Source organism: Bradyrhizobium sp. AUGA SZCCT0431 (assembly GCF_018131065.1).
Taxonomy (GTDB): Bacteria; Pseudomonadota; Alphaproteobacteria; order Rhizobiales; family Xanthobacteraceae; genus Bradyrhizobium.
The window spans coordinates 25,905-42,191 of the sequence record NZ_JAFCLR010000050.1; the positions used below are offsets into that span (position 1 = coordinate 25,905).

The following is a 16,287-nucleotide window of genomic DNA, read 5'->3' on the forward strand; positions in this document are numbered from 1 at the left end:
CCACCCGTCACGCTGGCGCGTGCCGACCTCCCCCGCAAGCGGGAGAGGTGGACTGAGTTCGCGGCCAGACCAATGAATCTAACCGCATCCCGCTCTAGGCACGCGCTACAGCCTCACCCATTGCGGAACGTGTAGGCGTACCCGTTGATCGCCGGCGCGCCGCCGAGATGGGCGTACAGCACCTTCGATCCCTTGGGAAAATAGCCCTTGTTCACGAGATCGATCATGCCCTGCATGGATTTTCCCTCGTAGACCGGGTCGGTGATCATGCCTTCGAGCCGCGCGCAAAGCCGGATCGCTTCCTTGGTCTCTTCCGAGGGAACGCCATAGGCGGGATAGGCGTAGTCTTCGATCAGAATGACGTCGTCCGCGACGATCTCCTTGCCCAACTCGACCAAGCCAGCGGTGTTACGGGCGATATCCAGCACCTGAGCCTTCGTTTGCGACGGCGTGAAGGAGGCATCGATGCCGATCACCTTGCGCGCGCCGCCGTCCTTGGCAAATCCAACAAGCATGCCGGCATGGGTAGAGCCGGTGACGGTGCAGACCACGATGTAATCGAAGGCGAAGCCGAGTTCCTTTTCCTGGGCGCGGACCTCTTCGGCGAAGCCGACATAGCCGAGCCCGCCATACTTGTGCACTGAAGCGCCCGCAGGAATCGCGTAGGGCTTGCCGCCCTTGGCTTTCACGTCCGCGATCGCTTCTTCCCAGCTCTGGCGAATGCCGATGTCAAACCCTTCATCCACCAGCTGGACGTCGGCGCCCATCACGCGGCTGAGCAGGATGTTGCCGACGCGGTCGTAGACGGCGTCCTCATGCGGCACCCAGCTTTCCTGTACCAGACGGCATTTCATACCGATCTTGGCCGCGACCGCGGCCACCATGCGGGTGTGATTGGATTGCACGCCGCCGATCGAGACCAGCGTATCGGCGTTGGAAGCGATCGCATCGGGCACGATGTATTCGAGCTTGCGCAGCTTGTTGCCGCCGAAGGCGAGCCCCGAATTGCAGTCCTCGCGCTTGGCGTAGAGCTCGACCTTGCCGCCGAGATGCTGCGTCAGCCGCTCCAGCTTCTCGATATGCGTTGGCCCGAATGTCAGCGGATAGCGTTCGAATTTTTCCAGCATGCGTCATCCCCGTTGATGTCTGATCTTGCGGGAACGCCTATCATCAGACGACGGAAAGGTGCTCTCTAAGTTGCTTCCGGATTTTGACAGATTGGTTGCTAGATAGGCCATAAATGGTAGTTTTCGTCCATCTATTGACGATTTTATGAGAGATTCTTCCGTGAGTCCCCGACTGGATCGCATCGACCTCAAGATGTTGCGTTTGCTGCAGAATAACGGGCGGCTCAGCAATGCCGAGCTGGCCGAAGCGGTCGGGGTCAGCCCGGCTACCTGTCATCGCCGTACCCAGCGCCTGCTCGACGACGGCTTTGTCAGCACGGTCCGCGCCATGGTGGCGCCGCGCAAGGTCGGCAAGGGCGCGCTGGTCATGGTCGGCGTCGTGCTCGACCGCTCCACGCCCGAAAGTTTTGCCTCGTTCGAGCGCGCGATTGCGAAACTGAAATTCGTTCTCGACTGCCATCTGGTGGCCGGCGATTTCGATTATTTCCTCAAGATCCGCGTCGGCGACATGGAAGACTTCAACCGCATCCATGGCGAGCAGCTGATCGCATTGCCCGGGGTGCGCCAGACGCGGACCTTCTTCGTCATGAAGGAAGTCGTCGACAACGCGCCGCTGGATTTTTGAGAAGGCGTTTTGGCGAGGAGCGGATCACTCGCTTGATTTTTTCGCACTCGCGCTCTGTTCGGTCGCCGTGCAGGAAATCAGCAGCGTGAACGCCCTTGCATTGCGCGCGATGTCGGACGTCTTCAGCTCGGCCTTTGCCTCGACGGCGGTCTGGTAGGGCACGACGCTGTTGTCCAGAAAGTCCCGCAGCGCGCCGGTCTTGATCGCAAAATTGATGTTCTCGGGGATGTTGCCGGTCGCCCTGGCAACTTTCAACGCATTGAGTTTTGCTGCCACCATGCCGGCGATGGTGCCGCTGGTGTCCAGCAGCGGCCCGCCGCTGTTGCCGGGCTGAACCGCCGCGCTGATCTGCAGGAAGCGGGTATCGTTCATGATGCCGCTCAGGGAGCTTACAATTCCGGTGGTGACCGTGAAATCGGAGGACAACAGGCCGTGGAACGGATAGCCGATTGCGACGACGCTATCGCCCGAATGGATCGCCTTGCCCCGAATCGTCGCCACTTCCTTGAAGGCGCTCGGCGCCTGCAGCAAGGCGAGATCGTTGGTTTCATCGCTTGAAACGAGCCGCAGCTTGACCGGGGCCTCGCCGGTCAAATTTCCGAGGATGTCGCCACTGCAGCCATCGACCACGTGTTGATTGGTGACCACGTGTCCGCTGCTGCTGACGACGAAGCCCGTACCGGTTTTGTTGACAGATCTGGTGGCCTTTGGCGGCGCGGAATTTGGTTGCGCCGGCCCGACCGCCGCCACCTGCTTCGGAGCAATCGCGAACTCGCCGGCGCTCGCGATCCCGTTCTTTTTGACGCTGGCGACGCAATTGGCCAGCGCGGGCAACAATTGCGCCGTCTGATCAAGCTTGAACTGGAAAAGCTGCCCTTGCGTAAAGGCCGTCATCGTCTTGGCCTTGCGGAATTGCGTTATCAGTGCCGAATTGATCGGCATGGGCACGCGGACCAATTTCTCGCCAATCGGGACGCCGTGAACATTGAATGGCGTCTGGCCATCAAACGTAAGGACAATCGGGAATGCCTGCCCGGTCGTCAGCGTCCAATTTTCGTGGGCGAACCCCAGGCCCCATCCTCCCTTGTCGTCTATCGTGACGAGAAAGTGGATGCCGCTCCCGTAAGTAGCGCCCGCTGCGCAATGCGTGAAAGCGCCGCTCTGGTCGTGGGTATAGGCCCCGCCCTTCCAGTTGCCGACATTGATCGAGCCGTAAGGGCCACGGGCATCCGAGGTTGAAAGCGTCGCAATCAGGCAAGACGCTGCAACAATTGCTTTGATTGCAAATTTCATTTCGATCCACTCAAATGAGCGTCCATCATAAGAGGCGTTGAAATCAAACCGCAAGCGCTGCGCGAATCTTCAGCGCCGCGTCACCGCGACCGGCGAAGTGCAGCCCAAAACCCCACAAGTTCTTATTTTGTTCTTTCAACTCCCGCGTGTCAATCCGGAAATTGAACTGCGAGGCCTGGCGCCCTACTTCGCTTCGCTCGCCTTGATGCCAGAGCTTTCAACGAGCTTTGCCACCCGTGGCAGGTCGGCGACGAACAGGCGCGCATGCGCCTCGGGCGTCAACTCGTTCTCAGGGAATGGCAGGGTGCCAAGCTGCGTCAGCTTCTCCAGCAGGACCGGGTCAGACAGCGCCTTGCGGAGCGCCGAATTCAGCGCGCCAACGGTTTCCTTGGGCGTGCCCTTGGCCACGTAGAGGCCATGCCACATCGTGTAGCTGACCTCGGGCATGCCGAGCTCGGCGGTGGTCGGCACGTCTTTCAACTGTTCAAGACGTTTTGGCGACGTAATGGCGATGCCGTGCAGCGTTCCGGCTTGAATCTGCGGCAGCGCGTTAGTCACCTGATCCCACAGCAGATCGATCTGCCCGGCCAGGAGATCGCCGATCGCCGGCGCCGATCCGCGATAGGCTGCGACGGTCGGTTTGAAGCCGAGCACATTGCCCATCATCACCGCGCACAAATGACTGTTGGTCCCGATACCACCATGCGCGAAGTTCGCCTTGTCGCCCTGCGCCTTGATCCAGGCCACATAATCCTTGGGTCCCGCGCCGGGAATCGACTTGCGGCCGATCAGGACCATCGGCGCGTTGTTGACGAGGCCGACCGCCTCGAATGCGGTTGCCGTGTCGTAGCGCAGATTGATGAACAGGCTGGGCGCCGCCAGCAGCGCGACGTGATTGATCAGGATGGTGGAGCCGTCAGGTGCCGATCGGGCAACACGGTCGTTGGCCAGCGTGCTGCCGCCTCCGACCACGTTCTCGATGATGACGGTCTGGCCGAGCGTTTGCGACATCCGCTCGCCGATGAGACGCGCGATGGTATCGGTGCCGCCGCCGGCCGCATAAGGCACCACCAGCGTGATCGTCTTGGAGGGCGATTGCGCTTGGGCCTGCGTTGCAAGCGCGCCAAGCAAGAGGCCAGTGCCGATAAGCGCGCTTCTAAAAAGCCGATTGATCACGACGGCGTCCTCCCATGGTTTTCTTTGTTGTCATGCCGCATGTTTGCGGTCGTGCACGCGTCCGCGAAATCGCACTGCAGCAAAGCGAGCGGTATCGCATGGCGTCAGATCATGCTGATTGTACGCATGCAAATCAAATACAATGCGACACGGGAATTCCTAGTGTGCCGGGCTCAATGTCGGGCGCTGATAGCGGAGCCATATGACAGCGGCGGCGGCGGCCAGCATCAGGAGCACCGAAAACCAGTTGAGCGGATGCCAGCCCCAGCGATCCTGCAGAAACCCCGCCATGAAGCTCGACGTCGCGGTGGTGCTGAAAACCAGGAGATCATTGAGCGCCTGGGTCTTGCCGCGCTCGTTCGGGCGGTAGCATGTCGTCACCAGCGTGGTGGCGCCGACGAACAGGAAATTCCAGCCGACGCCGTTGACGGTGAGTGCGATCCGGAAATTCCATTCGGTCAGCCCGGCGAGCGCGGCGGCAACGCCGGCCAGCATCAGCCCGACGCCCCAGGCCATGACGGTCGTGGCGCCGAACCGGTTGATCAGATTGCCGGTGAAGAACGACGGCACGAACATGCCAAGCACATGCATGAAGATGACCCAGTGGGCTTCCGCATGCGGAAACCCGCAGCCGACGATGGCCAGCGGCGAAGCGCTCATGATGAAGGACATCGTGCCGAACGCCAGCATGCCGGCGATGACTGAGGCGATGAAGCGCGGCTGGCTGGCAATCACCCACAGCGGACACGGAGGCGCTGCGGCCTCGGCTGTACCCGAGGCAGCAGTCGAAGCAGCGACGGAGGGGAAGGTGATGAAGGACATCACCGCAAAGACGATCACGTGCAGGCAGAGGATGGCGGCATACGTCGCCAGATACAGCGGCATCACCAGATCATGCGTCACGCGCACGAGGCTGGGGCCGATCACGGCAGCGGCGACGCCGCCGGCCGTGACCCACGAAATCGCCTTGGCGCGGTAATGGATCGGCACCAATTCCGCCGCGGCAAACCGGTACATCTGCAGGCAGGCTACCGCGTAGCCGAGGATGAGGCCGCCGGCGCACATGACCATGAAGTTGGCGGTGTATAGTCCGGTGCACATGATGATGGCGCCGGCCATGCCGAACAGCGAGCCGACGCGAAAGCCGATGCTGCGGCCGACCCGCTGCATCAAGAGCGCCGCCGGGAATACCCAGACCATGACGCCGAGGTGCTGCATCGTGACCGGCAGGTTGGCGAACTCTGGATGGTGATAGAAGGTGATGACGGACAATCCCGTCGCCGCAAACATCATGGTGTTGCAGGACTGGCCGACCGCCTGGCAACAAGCCAGCAGCAGGAGATTGCGACGCGCGCGCCGGTCGAGGTCCTGCGCCAAGTCTTGTTTAGCCAAGCCTTGTTTAGCCAAGTCTTGAACTAGGTCAGCTTCCGGCTTGAGCCCTGATTGGGGGTTCAGCGCATCCATTGTTCTTGCCCAACTGGCCCTCGGGAGCCGCCACGCGTCGCCGAGCGCGGGAGGCTGCACGGTCACCTTCTCTAGGAAAAACCGCTCCCGCTCAAGGCCCGGATGGAAGATTTTGCTGCCCGAAGCCGCATGGGAGGCATGAAAATCCCTTTGGCGTTGATGGTCCGACGAAATCGCGTAAGCTCCGTGGCAGGGGAAACGAATGTCCGATGATCTGAAATTCACGGTCCAACGCCCGCCCGCCTATGGCGAATTGACCGACGTGCTGCCCGGATTGTTCTGGGTGCGGCTGCCGATGCCGACGATTCCCAATCACGTCAATTGCTGGCTGCTCGACAACGGCCCTGGATGGACGCTGGTCGATTGCGGGCTGAACACCGACGACACGTTTGAGATCTGGGACAAGCTCTGGCGCGGGCTATTGCGCGCCCGTCCGTTGCAGAACCTCACCTTCACGCATGCCCATCTCGATCATTTCGGCCTCGCCGGATATCTGGTGAAGGAAATGAAATGCACGGTGCGCATGCCGCTCGCCGAATGGCTCAGCGGCTGGAAGATGTGGCATGAGCGCGAAGACGGTCCGGACGAACATTTTGCCGCCTTCATGAAGCGGAACGGCGCCTCCGACGAGGACGCCGCCGGGATCATCCAAGCGCAGCGCCCATCGAAATATCTTGGCCTGCGGCCGCCGCGCGAATTCATTCGCATCCGGGACGGCGATGTGATCGCCATGGGGCAGCGCGAGTGGCTGACGATCACGGCGGGCGGCCATTCGTCCGAACATGCGATGTTCCATTGCGAGAGCGACAAGCTCCTGATCGCCGGCGACCAGATCCTATCGCACATGGCACCGTCGGTGATCGTGCCGTCGGCGCAGCCGGAAGCCAACCCGATGAAGGAGTATCTGGAGGCGCTGACGCGGCTCGAGGCGCTATCGCCGGATACCCTGGTGCTGCCGTCGCATGGCCTGCCGTTTCGCGGGCTGCATGCCCGGCTCGCCCAGCTGCGCGAGCATCATCAGGCGCGGCTCGACGACGTGGCATCCGTCGTCACGGGCAAGACGAATGCGTTTGCGATTGCGCAGGAAGTGTTTCCGCGGGTGCTGTACGCCAATCCGCGCCAGGCTTTTGGCGAGTCGCTTGCGCATCTGAACATGCTGGCTTCGATTGGCAGATTGACGCGCGATGTCGATGCTAATGGTGCGATCAGCTTCGCACCGGCGTAACACAACGTGCCATCAGCAACCGAACCCGATCCTCCCAAAGCATTTGCCGGCCTGCTTCACTCGAAAGGGTGGCAGATCGTCATGATCGGGCTGGGCACGGCGACGGCGCAGCTCGATACGTCAGTCAATATTGCATTCCCTGCCATCACCCGCGGCTTCGAACTCGCGATCGGCGACATCCAATGGGTGGTGATCTGCTACGTTTTGACCTACGCCAGCCTGCTGTTGGCGCTCGGGCGCATCGGCGACACCATCGGTCACGCGGCCGTCTACCGGGCTGGCCTCATCTGCAGCGCGGTGGCGTTGCTGCTGGTCAGCTGTGCGCCCAGCTACGGCGCGATGCTGGTGTTTCGCTGCCTGCAGGGGATCGGCGCGGCACTGGTGATGAGCTGCGGCGTGGCGCTGGTGACGTCGCTCTACGGCGAGGAGCGACGCAGCCGGGCGCTCGGCATCTATACCATGATGATGGCATTGGGCTGGATGCTCGGTCCCCTGCTCGGCGGCGCTTTGACGGCGATCTGGGATTGGCCGGCGGTGTTCTGGTTCCGAATTCCCATCGCGATCGCGGCGCTGCTGCTGTTGCGCGGCCTGCCCATAGCGCCGCCGCGCCTGACAAGCGAACGCTTTGACATTCTGAGCGGCATCGCGCTGGCGCTGGGCCTGGCGACCATGCTGATGGCGATCAACCGCGTCAGAGAGTTCTCCGCCGTCTGGCTCGGATTGCTATCCGTCGTGGCGTTTGCAGGCTTTGCCTTCCGCCAGTCCCGCGCGGAGCGTCCGATCATCGCAATGGACGTTCTCAAACTGCCGGGATTTGCGCTACTCAACCTTGTCAGCGTGCTGGCCAATCTCGCGGCCTTTTCGGTTTGGCTGCTGGTGCCGTATTATCTGGCGCGAATGCCCGGCTACACGCTGACAGAGGGCGGCGCCATCCTGGCCGCGGGAGCGGCCGGCGCTGCACTGGCAGCGCCGATCGGCGGTCGCCTCACCGGGCGGCTATTCTCATCGGAGCGGCTGGCCATCGCAGGTGCCGCCATCATTGGCGCCGGGCTTCTGCTGCTGGGCGCATGGACGGCGCAGACCCCAACTGCGCTGCACGTTGCAGGACTGATCGTGCAGGGTATCGGCCTCGGTCTGTTCCAGCTCGCCTATTCGGACATCGTGACTGCAACACTTCCGCTGACGGAGCGCGGCGTCGCGGGCAGCCTTGCGCTCCTCACACGAACACTGGGCACCGTGACCGCGGCGTCGGTTTTCTTTCTGGTGTTCGAAATCCTGCAAGCGACGCATGGCTTCTTTGAAGCCTTCCAGCAGACGTTTCAGCTGGCAGCGGTACTGGCATTTGTCGCAGCGGGGCTGTTGATGCTTGCACCGCGCAAGATCGGCAAGGCGTAGACACGCTCAATCCGGCGACACCAGCAGCCACGCCAAATAGCCGTAATAGCCGGTCGCGCCCAGCGCGATTGCGAGCGCAAGGCCGGCGATGATGTCGGTCGTGGCAGACTTCGACGCCTTCATCCGCCAACAAGACGAATGCTCGGGCGTTGGTTCCTCGGCTTTCCAATTCATCGCGGAAGTTCGAACCAGCCCGCCGTCGCTGCTCCGCAGCTATGGCGCGGCACCCACCTTCGCTTGCGCTCATCGCGGGCATGCCGCGCCGAAGCCAAGGCGGGTGGCGGGTGGCAAATGGCTGAGGGAGAGGAACTGGGATCGAACCTTCTCCGCAATCAAGTATTCGAGGTAGTCCTCTACCCGTGCCGGCACGTTAGGAGAGGGAGCCAGACCGGGACAATGGCAGCTTCAAAAGGAACTACGGGACGTTCATCGGAACCTATCTGTATTTGCGATCCATCAGTGCTGCGCGTGGATGGTCTTTCTTTTGGACTGGGTTGTTTTCATTCGCTTGTTCCGTTGCGCTGGCTTGGCTGGCGAGGCACGGCTTATCCTGGCTACACGCCGGATGAGCGACTTCACCAGTGCGTCGATCAAGCTCGACACCCATATCAGCTTCGGGAGGGTCCCTCCAATCCTGAACCTTCAATTCAAGATTGATTCGTACTTAGGTCGAGCTGGTTTAATGACATTAACGACGCGTGAGTGACGACTCCGTAGCTTTCCCAGAATGTGAAACAGCTCACACGACAATCTCGGCTTCGCGTTACGTTTTCAGTTGGGGCGCACGAGGAGGGAGGTCATGGAGAACACACCAGCCCAGCGTCCGATATGCCGACTGTTCGGTCAACTGGAAGTCTGGGGTCGCCACGGGACCCGCGTTGAGTTTCTCAGCGAACGCTCAAAGCATCTCTTTGCCGTGCTTGCCCTGCAGAAAGGGGCGCCTGTCAGTCGTGACGTCCTCGTCGCGCGTCTTTGGAGCGATGGACCAGCCGAGCGTCTTCGCCGCAACCTCAGTACCGAAGTATGGCGCCTTCGTTGCGCGCTTGCGAACGCCGGCGAGAATGCCTCTCAGTGGATCAACGCCCGGCCGGAATCGCTGTCCTTGTCCACAAACGAGCAAGTATGGATCGACATTGAAGCGTTTGATCAGTGCATCAAGACGCCTTCACCGCAGTCGATCCCCTCAAACCCGCTTGCGACATCGGAAACCATCGAGCAACTCTATCGCGGCGACCTTCTTCCCGAACTCAACTACGACTGGTGCCTGGCAGAAAGGGAGGCCTATCGCGGCCGCTTCCTCGCCTGCCTCGAGACCCTGCTGATTGCGGCAAAGCACAGGTCCGATTGGGGAGAAGCCATCCGCATTTCGCGCCGAATCCTGGCCGAGGATTCCTTCCTCGAGCACATCCACCGCGAGATCATGCATTGCTACGACATGATGGGCGATCGGGTAGCCGCGCTACGGCACTATGAGAAGCTTCAGCTGGCATTTCGGCACGAGCTCGGAGTCTCGCCAACCCGTGAAACCACAGCGCTATTCCGTCGTCTACGCGACGATGGGGCACAGCAACCGGATACGATCGCGCCGGAGTCCAACGTCGACCGGGACTTTGAGCGCCGGCTCAAACTCATTCAGAAGCACCTCCACCAACTCAGCCAGGAAGTTCGGGCTTTCGCCTCGATAATGCAGACTGCTCCTCGCCTGAGGCAACTGCACAAAACTATCGAGATACCGCCGGGCATCGACCTGGCAAAAAAAATTTCTTCCGCATCCTAGTTTGTGAGACCCGACCACTCCGGTTGTGACCGGCGCGAGACACCCGCGCTCGATAATCGCCCGGTGTCATGGAGTGCGGATGCGAACGAGCCGCAAACCTTAGCCGGTCGCAGTGTCCGAATCCGAACCACCAATTGCGAGGAATGATCATGCCAAATTACAAAGCATACATCGCTGCCATCGACCATTATCCAAACCCCGCAAACAACCTCCCGAGTTGTATCAACGACGCGAAAGCGTTCCACCAGAAGATCACCGACGTCTACAAATTTGCAGACGTTCGATTCGACTACGACGAAAAAGCAACCCTGCAAAACGTCGAGGCCGGACTGTCCTGGCTGTTCAACGGAGCGAGCCCGGATGATCGGCTCGTGTTCTTTTTCTCCGGCCACGGCTTCCAGGTCGCCCGGGACCAGGATCTGGAAGAGGTGCTGTGTCTATACGACCAGTTCCTGTTCGACAACGTGCTCAGTCAAAAGTCCCAGGCGGTCCCCCCTGGCGTCTTTACGCTGATATCGGACAGCTGCCACTCAGGCGGCATGTACAAGGTCATGATGACCGACGGTCACATGGACGTCGCCCAGACCAAGGTACTCAAGGTCCCGCCGATCGTCGAGAGCGACAAGGTATTCCTTGATCCGAAGAAGGTCTCTCAACTGCGCTACCGGCCCTTCGGCGCGTGGCCTGGTGCGGCATCAAGGATTGGCAATCGCTTCGGGATGACGGTCGGAAAGGAATTCGACGAAGCCGGCCAATTGCAGATGAATGGGATGCTGTTCTCCGCCTGCCTCGCAGACGAGACCGCATCTGCTTCGACGCCGAAGACCGGCGGCAAGTCGGCCTTCACCTACGCCCTACTTGAGCAACTCACTGTCCTCGGTCCCAACGTCTCGAACCGGCGGCTCGTCGAAGGCACGACCAAGATGCTGCGGGACCTTGGCTTCCGGCAGACACCGGTCCTCACCGAGCCCGCCAATCCCGCTGGTCTGGCCGCCGCGTCATTTCTGCTCTTCCAGGGCCAGGCCGCGCTCCCTCCTTCTTCCCCCGACTGGATGACGAGGATCATCCAGGATGTACTCAGCAACCAGAGAAAGGATCCCACCATGATGCAAGACAAATCTTACGGCCAGCCTGCTGCAGGCGGCGACGAAAAATTCTGGGGTGTGCTCGCGAGCCTCGCTTCGGTGGCTGTGCCGGCCATCGTCGATGCGCTGCGAAAGGGTGATTTTCAACCGCAAAAGGACTTCACGGCTATTCCAGGCGGCGAGGAGAAGTTCTGGCGCACCTTGCTCAACGTCGTCTCGACCGCTGTGCCGGCGGTAGTGCAGGCCTTGCGCAAGGGGGGCTATGAACCACAGAAGGATTTCTCGGGTGGTCAGGAGAAGTTCCTTGGGTCCATCCTCGGCATAGCCACTAGCTGCATACCAACGCTGTTCCGCACAATCGCGGCGCAGGGAATTCAGCCGCAAAAGGATTTTGGCGGTCAAGAGAAGTTCTGGGGCGCTATTGCGAGCGCGATCTCGGCGACACTGCCCGTCGTTATCAACGCGCTCAGCAAGCAGGGCACCCCCGTTAAGGGATTCGAGGATGTGCCCCCCGGCGATCAGAAGTTCTTCGGCGCCATCGCCAGCGTTATCGGCACACTCGGGCCGATCGTCATTCAGGCGCTGAGCAAGAGCGGTGTCGATCCTCAGAAGGATTTCCAGCAGGCCGGGCAAGAAAAGTTCCTCGGCGCCCTTATGAGCGTCATCGGTACGGTGGCGCCGGTCGTCATCCAGGCCCTGACAAAAAGCGGCGCTGAGCCGCAGAAGGACTTCGGTGGCGAAGAGAAGTTCTGGGGAGCATTCGCGAACATCGTTCAGGCCGCGCTCCCGGCCGTCATCGGCGCGCTGCGCAAGGGTGATTTCCAGGAGGACAAGGACTTCGCTCCAACAGTATCGGGAGCGGGCGCCGGCGATGAAAAGTTCTGGGGTGCGATCGCGCGCGTCGTGGCCTCTGCAATCCCGACGATCGTCGGTGAACTGACCAAGAGCGGTACTGGACTAAGCACGATCTCACCGGCATTGGCTCCGAGCCTGGCCCCGAGCGGTTTGGCGATGCCGCACGACCTGGTCGCAAACGTCGTCTCCTCGACGTTGCCCCAGCTGCAGCGGACACACTAGCCTGCGAGAACCCGTGCCTCCTGGCCCCCACTAGGAGGCACGGCCCACTGATAACGACGGCACGCGGGTTGCAGCCACTCTAGGCGCCCGCAGATTGTTTGGAGACGGTCATGGGCGATTTCGTTGACTTTGCGGGTGTTGCCGAGCGACGCGGCGACACCATTCGACTCATAGCTCAAGGCAACAATGGGACTCTGGAATTCGCGGCACTTGACGTGAAGCTCGAGAACAATCGGGTTGCAGTGCGCCAGGGCGCCGTGGCCATCGCGGTCGAGGAACCCGGCGACAGTAAGGTCGATGACCGTCCGCCCGTCGACACGCTTCGCGACAACTGTCCAAGTGGCATTACATGTTGCATTGGATCCGTTCACATTTGTTGCGATGATTTCCGGGTAATCGGTACTTGTACAGGCGCCTGGGGCTGCGCTCGTGCGCGATTTATTCCCTGATCGCGCCAGCGCGGTTTAGGGCCGCTGGCGAATTCATAAACCAACAGCGCTGGTCAGCTTTGGTTTACCAGTCCCGTTAAGCCTTCACGGCCGAACCCCATGACATGGTGGCTCGCAGTTCGAGGGCAAACCTCGACAGGGAAAGCGTCAGGGTCAGGCCACCAAGCGCGCCTGACCCGCCATTTTTCGGGGAATGCAATGCGAGCGAAGACGCCACCGAAGTCAAAGCGCAACGCGAACAAGATCAGCCAAACGTCGGCCCGTGTCTCACCCATGATATTGATGGCCACGCGAAACCTGATCAACATGGTCGCGGTCGGTGCGACTTCGGGTGCAGTTCTGCTCACCCTCCTGGCGGCCAAGCATTTTTGAGACGACGCAGGTTCGCGATATTAGGTGTTATGGAAGAATTCGGCCAATGGCCCATCGCGCACCACCAAACCCCCATGCGTAACCGGGCCGGCCGTGTCCAACTGGCGCGGAGAACATGCGGCGTCGGCCAAGCTGGCGGAGAGAGTGTCAGTCAATCCCTATTGAAGGATAAAGTCTTTTCGACCTTCCTAAACCAAAACCCACAGTTTGAGCTAACGGAAAAAAGGGGATTTTGCGCTCGACAAAAGCCTGTCCCGCCCAATGGCCCGTCATCGACAACAGTGCCATCAAGCGACTAGCTAGCGAAAGGATTGCAGTCGCACCGCTCAGCCTGATGGCCATCCAGTTGCGGAATCTGATGGTGGCTCATCCTGGTTCTTGCCAAGGCCTTCAATCTCCGTCGGCAGTCGACGTCATGAATGAGCCATAGCGCGGTTTCGCAAGGCAGCGTAGCGCGGAGCAAGGAGGCACGGTCTGGCGTGGTTGCCGGGGGCTTGCAACACCTCATTCTTGCGATTGATTAAATGCGTTGTTCCGGGATTGAGATCGCGGGCCGCGGCTCCGGCGTGGCCGGCTACAACGTGCTGGTCGCCGTCGATACCGAGCATCATCTGATTGTGGCGCACGAGGTAACGAACAGCGGCTCAGATCGGGCTCAACTGGCCAATATGGCCAAGCAGGCCAAGGCTGTTCTCCAGACCGAGACGCTCGAGGCCGTTGCCGATCGCGGCTACTTCAGCAGCCTGGAGATCCTCGCGTCTCACGAGGCCGGCATCACGGTAACTCTGCCCAAGCCGCAGACGTCGGGTGCCAAATCAGATGGCCGCTTCGGCAAGCAGGATTTTGTCTATTTGCCAGACGAGGACGCCTATCGCTGTCCAGCCGGGGAGCAACTGCCGTATCGCTTTACGAGCGAGGAAGACGGCAAGCGGCTACGACGCTACTGGACCACAGCCTGTCAAGATTGTTCCCTTAAATCGCAGTGCACGACAGGGCCAGAGCGGCGGATTACGCGATGGGAGCATGAGCATCTGCTCGAAGCTGTGCAGCAGCGCCTTGATGCAAACCCACAAGCCATGCGCCTGCGTCGCGAGACGGTCGAGCATCCGGCACGATGACGGCCCGCATGGGAGCGACACACTTCCTCACCAAAACGCTTCCAAAAGTAGCCACCGAGATGGCGCTCTCGGTCCTGGCCTATAATCTGACACGGGTCATGAACATCGTCGGGACCAAGCCGCTGATGGCTGCGATCGTGGCCTGAGACCGAACGGGCACTGGCTTCTCACCAACTTCCGTGGGAAGGGCGTTTTTACACGGCCAAGACCCAAAGCGGACATGTGAACTACTGTGCAGGCTTGAGTCGCCCATCTATTTCGCTACGGAGCGCAGTAAAGTCGATTGGTTTAGTAAATAAGGTCTCTGCACCTCCTTCCAAGGCTCTTCGTCTGGTGTCGCCATCGCCGTAGGCGGTGATGAGGATCACCGGGACATCCGGTCGTGACGCTTTCACTTTTGGCAGGAGTTCAAGCCCGCTCATACCGGGCATATTGACGTCGGACAAAATCAGGATCAAAGGCACCGCATTGGCGTCACTGATTTTTTGAAGGGCGCTATCTCCCGACTTAGCGAATTCCATTGTGAAGCGGCCGACACGGATGTCGCGCCTGAATTGCTGGCGAAACAGGTCTTCGACGTCGGGTTCATCATCGACCACGAGTATAAGGGGATTCACGTATGAGCCTCAGCTTTGCCCGCGGGGGGCGGAGCGTGGAAGGACAACCCTGAATTCAGTGAATTTGCCGAGCTGAGTGTCAAACTTAATCGATCCGGCGTGTTGCTTGACAACGATGTCGAAGCTCAGCGAAAGCCCGAGACCGGTGCCTTCGCCCGGCGGTTTGGTAGTGAAGAACGGGTCGAACATCTTCTCCCTCACCTCGGGCGGAATGCCCGCGCCGTTGTCGCGAATTCGAATTTCGACGCGGTCACCCAGGTTTCTGGTCGCGGCCGTAAGCGCAGGCTCATAACCATCGAGGCCATCTTCGGCCTTGCGTTTCATTGCCGCATAGAAACCGTTCGATATCAGGTTGAGCAGCACGCGCGTGATCTCCTGCGGCAGCAGTTCGGCTTCGCCAGCGGCGGGATCGAAATCCTGCTCCAGCCTGATCTCCAGCTTCTCGGCGCGGGCGCCGTGGTAGGCGAGGTTGAGGCTCTCGCCAACCAGCGTATTGATGTCAACAGCGCGCCGCTCACCCGAGCCATCGCGCGAGTGCATAAGCATGTTCTTGACGATCGAATCGGCGCGCTTGCCGTGCTGCACTACTTTTTCGAGATTGCCCTTCAGCAGCTTTGCGATTTCGTCAGTTTCTTGCCGCATCAGGTCGCTCAATGGCGCGGGCTTGAGGACATCGCCTAGTTCGTCGACCAGCTCCGCCGACAGTGCGGAGAAATTATTGATGAAATTAAGCGGGTTCTTGATTTCGTGGGCGATGCCGGCGGTGAGCTGGCCTAGCGAGGCAAGCTTTTCGGTTTGGATTAGCCGATCCTGCGCGGCGCGCAATTCCTCCAGCGAGCGCGAGACCTCCCGCGTGCGTTCGCGAACTTTCTCTTCGAGAGACTGCCGCTCCCATTCGAGCGCTTGGTAGAAGCTCGCGTTGTTAATCGCGGTAGAGGTCTGGCTTACCAGGTTTGCTAGCCCGAGTAGGGCCTCGCCTTCCTGGACAACCCGGCGCTGATAAGGCGCTCGCCCCGCTGTATTTCCCGCGACTAGCAAGCGAATTGGGTTCTTCGGTTCCCCGCCGAACGGCAAGACGACGTACTCGTCCATACCGATGAGACGTCGCAGCGAGGTCAGCTCGCTGCGGCGGCAATCGGGCAAACACAGTACCCGCTCAACGCCTGCATAAAGTGGTGCGAGCGCCAACGAGGCGGTGGGGAGTGCCAGCCTAGCAATGCTGGTATTCTCGGCATCGTCATAGTATCCATCCATCGTCTCGATGGAGAAGACGTTCGAGCCGGATTGCTTCAGAAGAAAGAGGCAGCGCTCGAAATTGAGTTCATATAAAACGAATTCGACGGCAAGCTGCAGGATCGTAGTGAGGTCGACGGTTGTGTTGAATTTCTTACCAAGCTCGTAGAGCTGGCGATACGCGCTCATCTGGCCGTCGAGATGCTCCTGGACTTCGTAGAGCTGACTCTCGGTTGTCACCAGGCGCTTGACCT

12 protein-coding genes and 2 pseudogenes are annotated in these 16,287 nt (G+C 60.4%); 7 read left to right on the plus strand and 7 right to left on the minus strand.

What is annotated here, in order from left to right:
• Positions 1-113: 113 nt before the first annotated feature.
• Positions 114-1,127 carry a 1-aminocyclopropane-1-carboxylate deaminase gene (locus JQ567_RS33090; RefSeq protein ID WP_212442703.1) on the minus strand — a complete coding sequence of 338 codons (1,014 nt, stop codon included), beginning with the start codon at positions 1,125-1,127 and terminating at the stop codon, positions 114-116.
• 160 nt (positions 1,128-1,287) lie between these two features.
• Here JQ567_RS33090 and JQ567_RS33095 point away from each other — a divergent pair, with 160 nt between their 5' ends.
• On the plus strand, positions 1,288-1,752 hold the full coding sequence (locus JQ567_RS33095) for an Lrp/AsnC family transcriptional regulator (RefSeq protein ID WP_212442704.1): 465 nt from the start codon (positions 1,288-1,290) through the stop codon (positions 1,750-1,752).
• A 24-nt stretch (positions 1,753-1,776) separates the two neighbouring features.
• Here JQ567_RS33095 and JQ567_RS33100 read toward each other — a convergent pair whose 3' ends face one another.
• The 3 genes from JQ567_RS33100 to JQ567_RS33110 form a co-directional block, all read right to left on the minus strand.
• Positions 1,777-3,045, minus strand: a complete 1,269-nt coding sequence (locus JQ567_RS33100) for a S1C family serine protease (RefSeq protein WP_212442705.1) — start codon at positions 3,043-3,045, stop codon at positions 1,777-1,779.
• Between the two features lie 183 nt (positions 3,046-3,228).
• Positions 3,229-4,221 carry a tripartite tricarboxylate transporter substrate binding protein gene (locus JQ567_RS33105; protein ID WP_212442706.1) on the minus strand — a complete coding sequence of 331 codons (993 nt, stop codon included), beginning with the start codon at positions 4,219-4,221 and terminating at the stop codon, positions 3,229-3,231.
• A gap of 159 nt (positions 4,222-4,380) precedes the next feature.
• Positions 4,381-5,685, minus strand: a complete 1,305-nt coding sequence (locus JQ567_RS33110; protein ID WP_212442707.1) for an MFS transporter — start codon at positions 5,683-5,685, stop codon at positions 4,381-4,383.
• Between the two features lie 202 nt (positions 5,686-5,887).
• Between JQ567_RS33110 and JQ567_RS33115 the strand changes: the two genes are divergently transcribed.
• Positions 5,888-6,910 carry an MBL fold metallo-hydrolase gene (locus tag JQ567_RS33115; protein WP_212442708.1) on the plus strand — a complete coding sequence of 341 codons (1,023 nt, stop codon included), beginning with the start codon at positions 5,888-5,890 and terminating at the stop codon, positions 6,908-6,910.
• A gap of 81 nt (positions 6,911-6,991) precedes the next feature.
• Positions 6,992-8,305 carry an MFS transporter gene (locus tag JQ567_RS33120; RefSeq protein WP_212442709.1) on the plus strand — a complete coding sequence of 438 codons (1,314 nt, stop codon included), beginning with the start codon at positions 6,992-6,994 and terminating at the stop codon, positions 8,303-8,305.
• Between the two features lie 6 nt (positions 8,306-8,311).
• Here JQ567_RS33120 and JQ567_RS33125 read toward each other — a convergent pair whose 3' ends face one another.
• The gene (locus JQ567_RS33125) at positions 8,312-8,479 is read right to left on the minus strand and encodes a hypothetical protein (protein ID WP_212442710.1); all 168 of its coding nucleotides are present in this window, start codon (positions 8,477-8,479) and stop codon (positions 8,312-8,314) included.
• A gap of 625 nt (positions 8,480-9,104) precedes the next feature.
• Here JQ567_RS33125 and JQ567_RS33130 point away from each other — a divergent pair.
• From JQ567_RS33130 to JQ567_RS33145, 4 genes and pseudogenes are all read left to right on the plus strand, one after another.
• On the plus strand, positions 9,105-10,082 hold the full coding sequence (locus JQ567_RS33130; protein ID WP_212442711.1) for a BTAD domain-containing putative transcriptional regulator: 978 nt from the start codon (positions 9,105-9,107) through the stop codon (positions 10,080-10,082).
• Positions 10,083-10,231: 149 nt separating this feature from the next.
• Positions 10,232-12,244 carry a caspase family protein gene (locus tag JQ567_RS33135; RefSeq protein ID WP_212442712.1) on the plus strand — a complete coding sequence of 671 codons (2,013 nt, stop codon included), beginning with the start codon at positions 10,232-10,234 and terminating at the stop codon, positions 12,242-12,244.
• Positions 12,245-12,354: 110 nt separating this feature from the next.
• Positions 12,355-12,693: a hypothetical protein gene (locus JQ567_RS33140; protein WP_212442713.1), complete on the plus strand. Its 339-nt coding sequence runs from the start codon at positions 12,355-12,357 to the stop codon at positions 12,691-12,693.
• 923 nt (positions 12,694-13,616) lie between these two features.
• Positions 13,617-14,329: pseudogene (locus JQ567_RS33145) on the plus strand (transposase); the annotation flags it as partial.
• Positions 14,330-14,410: 81 nt separating this feature from the next.
• On the opposite strand, the gene JQ567_RS33155 reads toward JQ567_RS33145, so the two are convergent.
• The gene (locus JQ567_RS33155) at positions 14,411-14,800 is read right to left on the minus strand and encodes a response regulator (protein WP_212442716.1); all 390 of its coding nucleotides are present in this window, start codon (positions 14,798-14,800) and stop codon (positions 14,411-14,413) included.
• A 9-nt stretch (positions 14,801-14,809) separates the two neighbouring features.
• Positions 14,810-15,679 (minus strand): annotated as a pseudogene (locus JQ567_RS38445) (sensor histidine kinase); the annotation flags it as partial.
• Positions 15,680-16,287 lie beyond the last annotated feature (608 nt).

Excerpts from the sequence above, each read along its gene's own strand:
- JQ567_RS33120 (WP_212442709.1), top strand. The coding sequence starts at position 6,992 with ATGATCGGGCTGGGCACGGCGACGGCGCAGCTCGATACGTCAGTCAAT.
- JQ567_RS33140 (WP_212442713.1), top strand. The coding sequence starts at position 12,355 with ATGGGCGATTTCGTTGACTTTGCGGGTGTTGCCGAGCGACGCGGCGAC.
- JQ567_RS33130 (WP_212442711.1), top strand. The coding sequence starts at position 9,105 with ATGGAGAACACACCAGCCCAGCGTCCGATATGCCGACTGTTCGGTCAA.
- JQ567_RS33100 (WP_212442705.1), bottom strand. The coding sequence starts at position 3,045 with ATGAAATTTGCAATCAAAGCAATTGTTGCAGCGTCTTGCCTGATTGCG.
- JQ567_RS33090 (WP_212442703.1), bottom strand. The coding sequence starts at position 1,127 with ATGCTGGAAAAATTCGAACGCTATCCGCTGACATTCGGGCCAACGCAT.
- JQ567_RS33135 (WP_212442712.1), top strand. The coding sequence starts at position 10,232 with ATGCCAAATTACAAAGCATACATCGCTGCCATCGACCATTATCCAAAC.
- JQ567_RS33125 (WP_212442710.1), bottom strand. The coding sequence starts at position 8,479 with ATGAATTGGAAAGCCGAGGAACCAACGCCCGAGCATTCGTCTTGTTGG.
- JQ567_RS33110 (WP_212442707.1), bottom strand. The coding sequence starts at position 5,685 with ATGGATGCGCTGAACCCCCAATCAGGGCTCAAGCCGGAAGCTGACCTA.
- JQ567_RS33115 (WP_212442708.1), top strand. The coding sequence starts at position 5,888 with ATGTCCGATGATCTGAAATTCACGGTCCAACGCCCGCCCGCCTATGGC.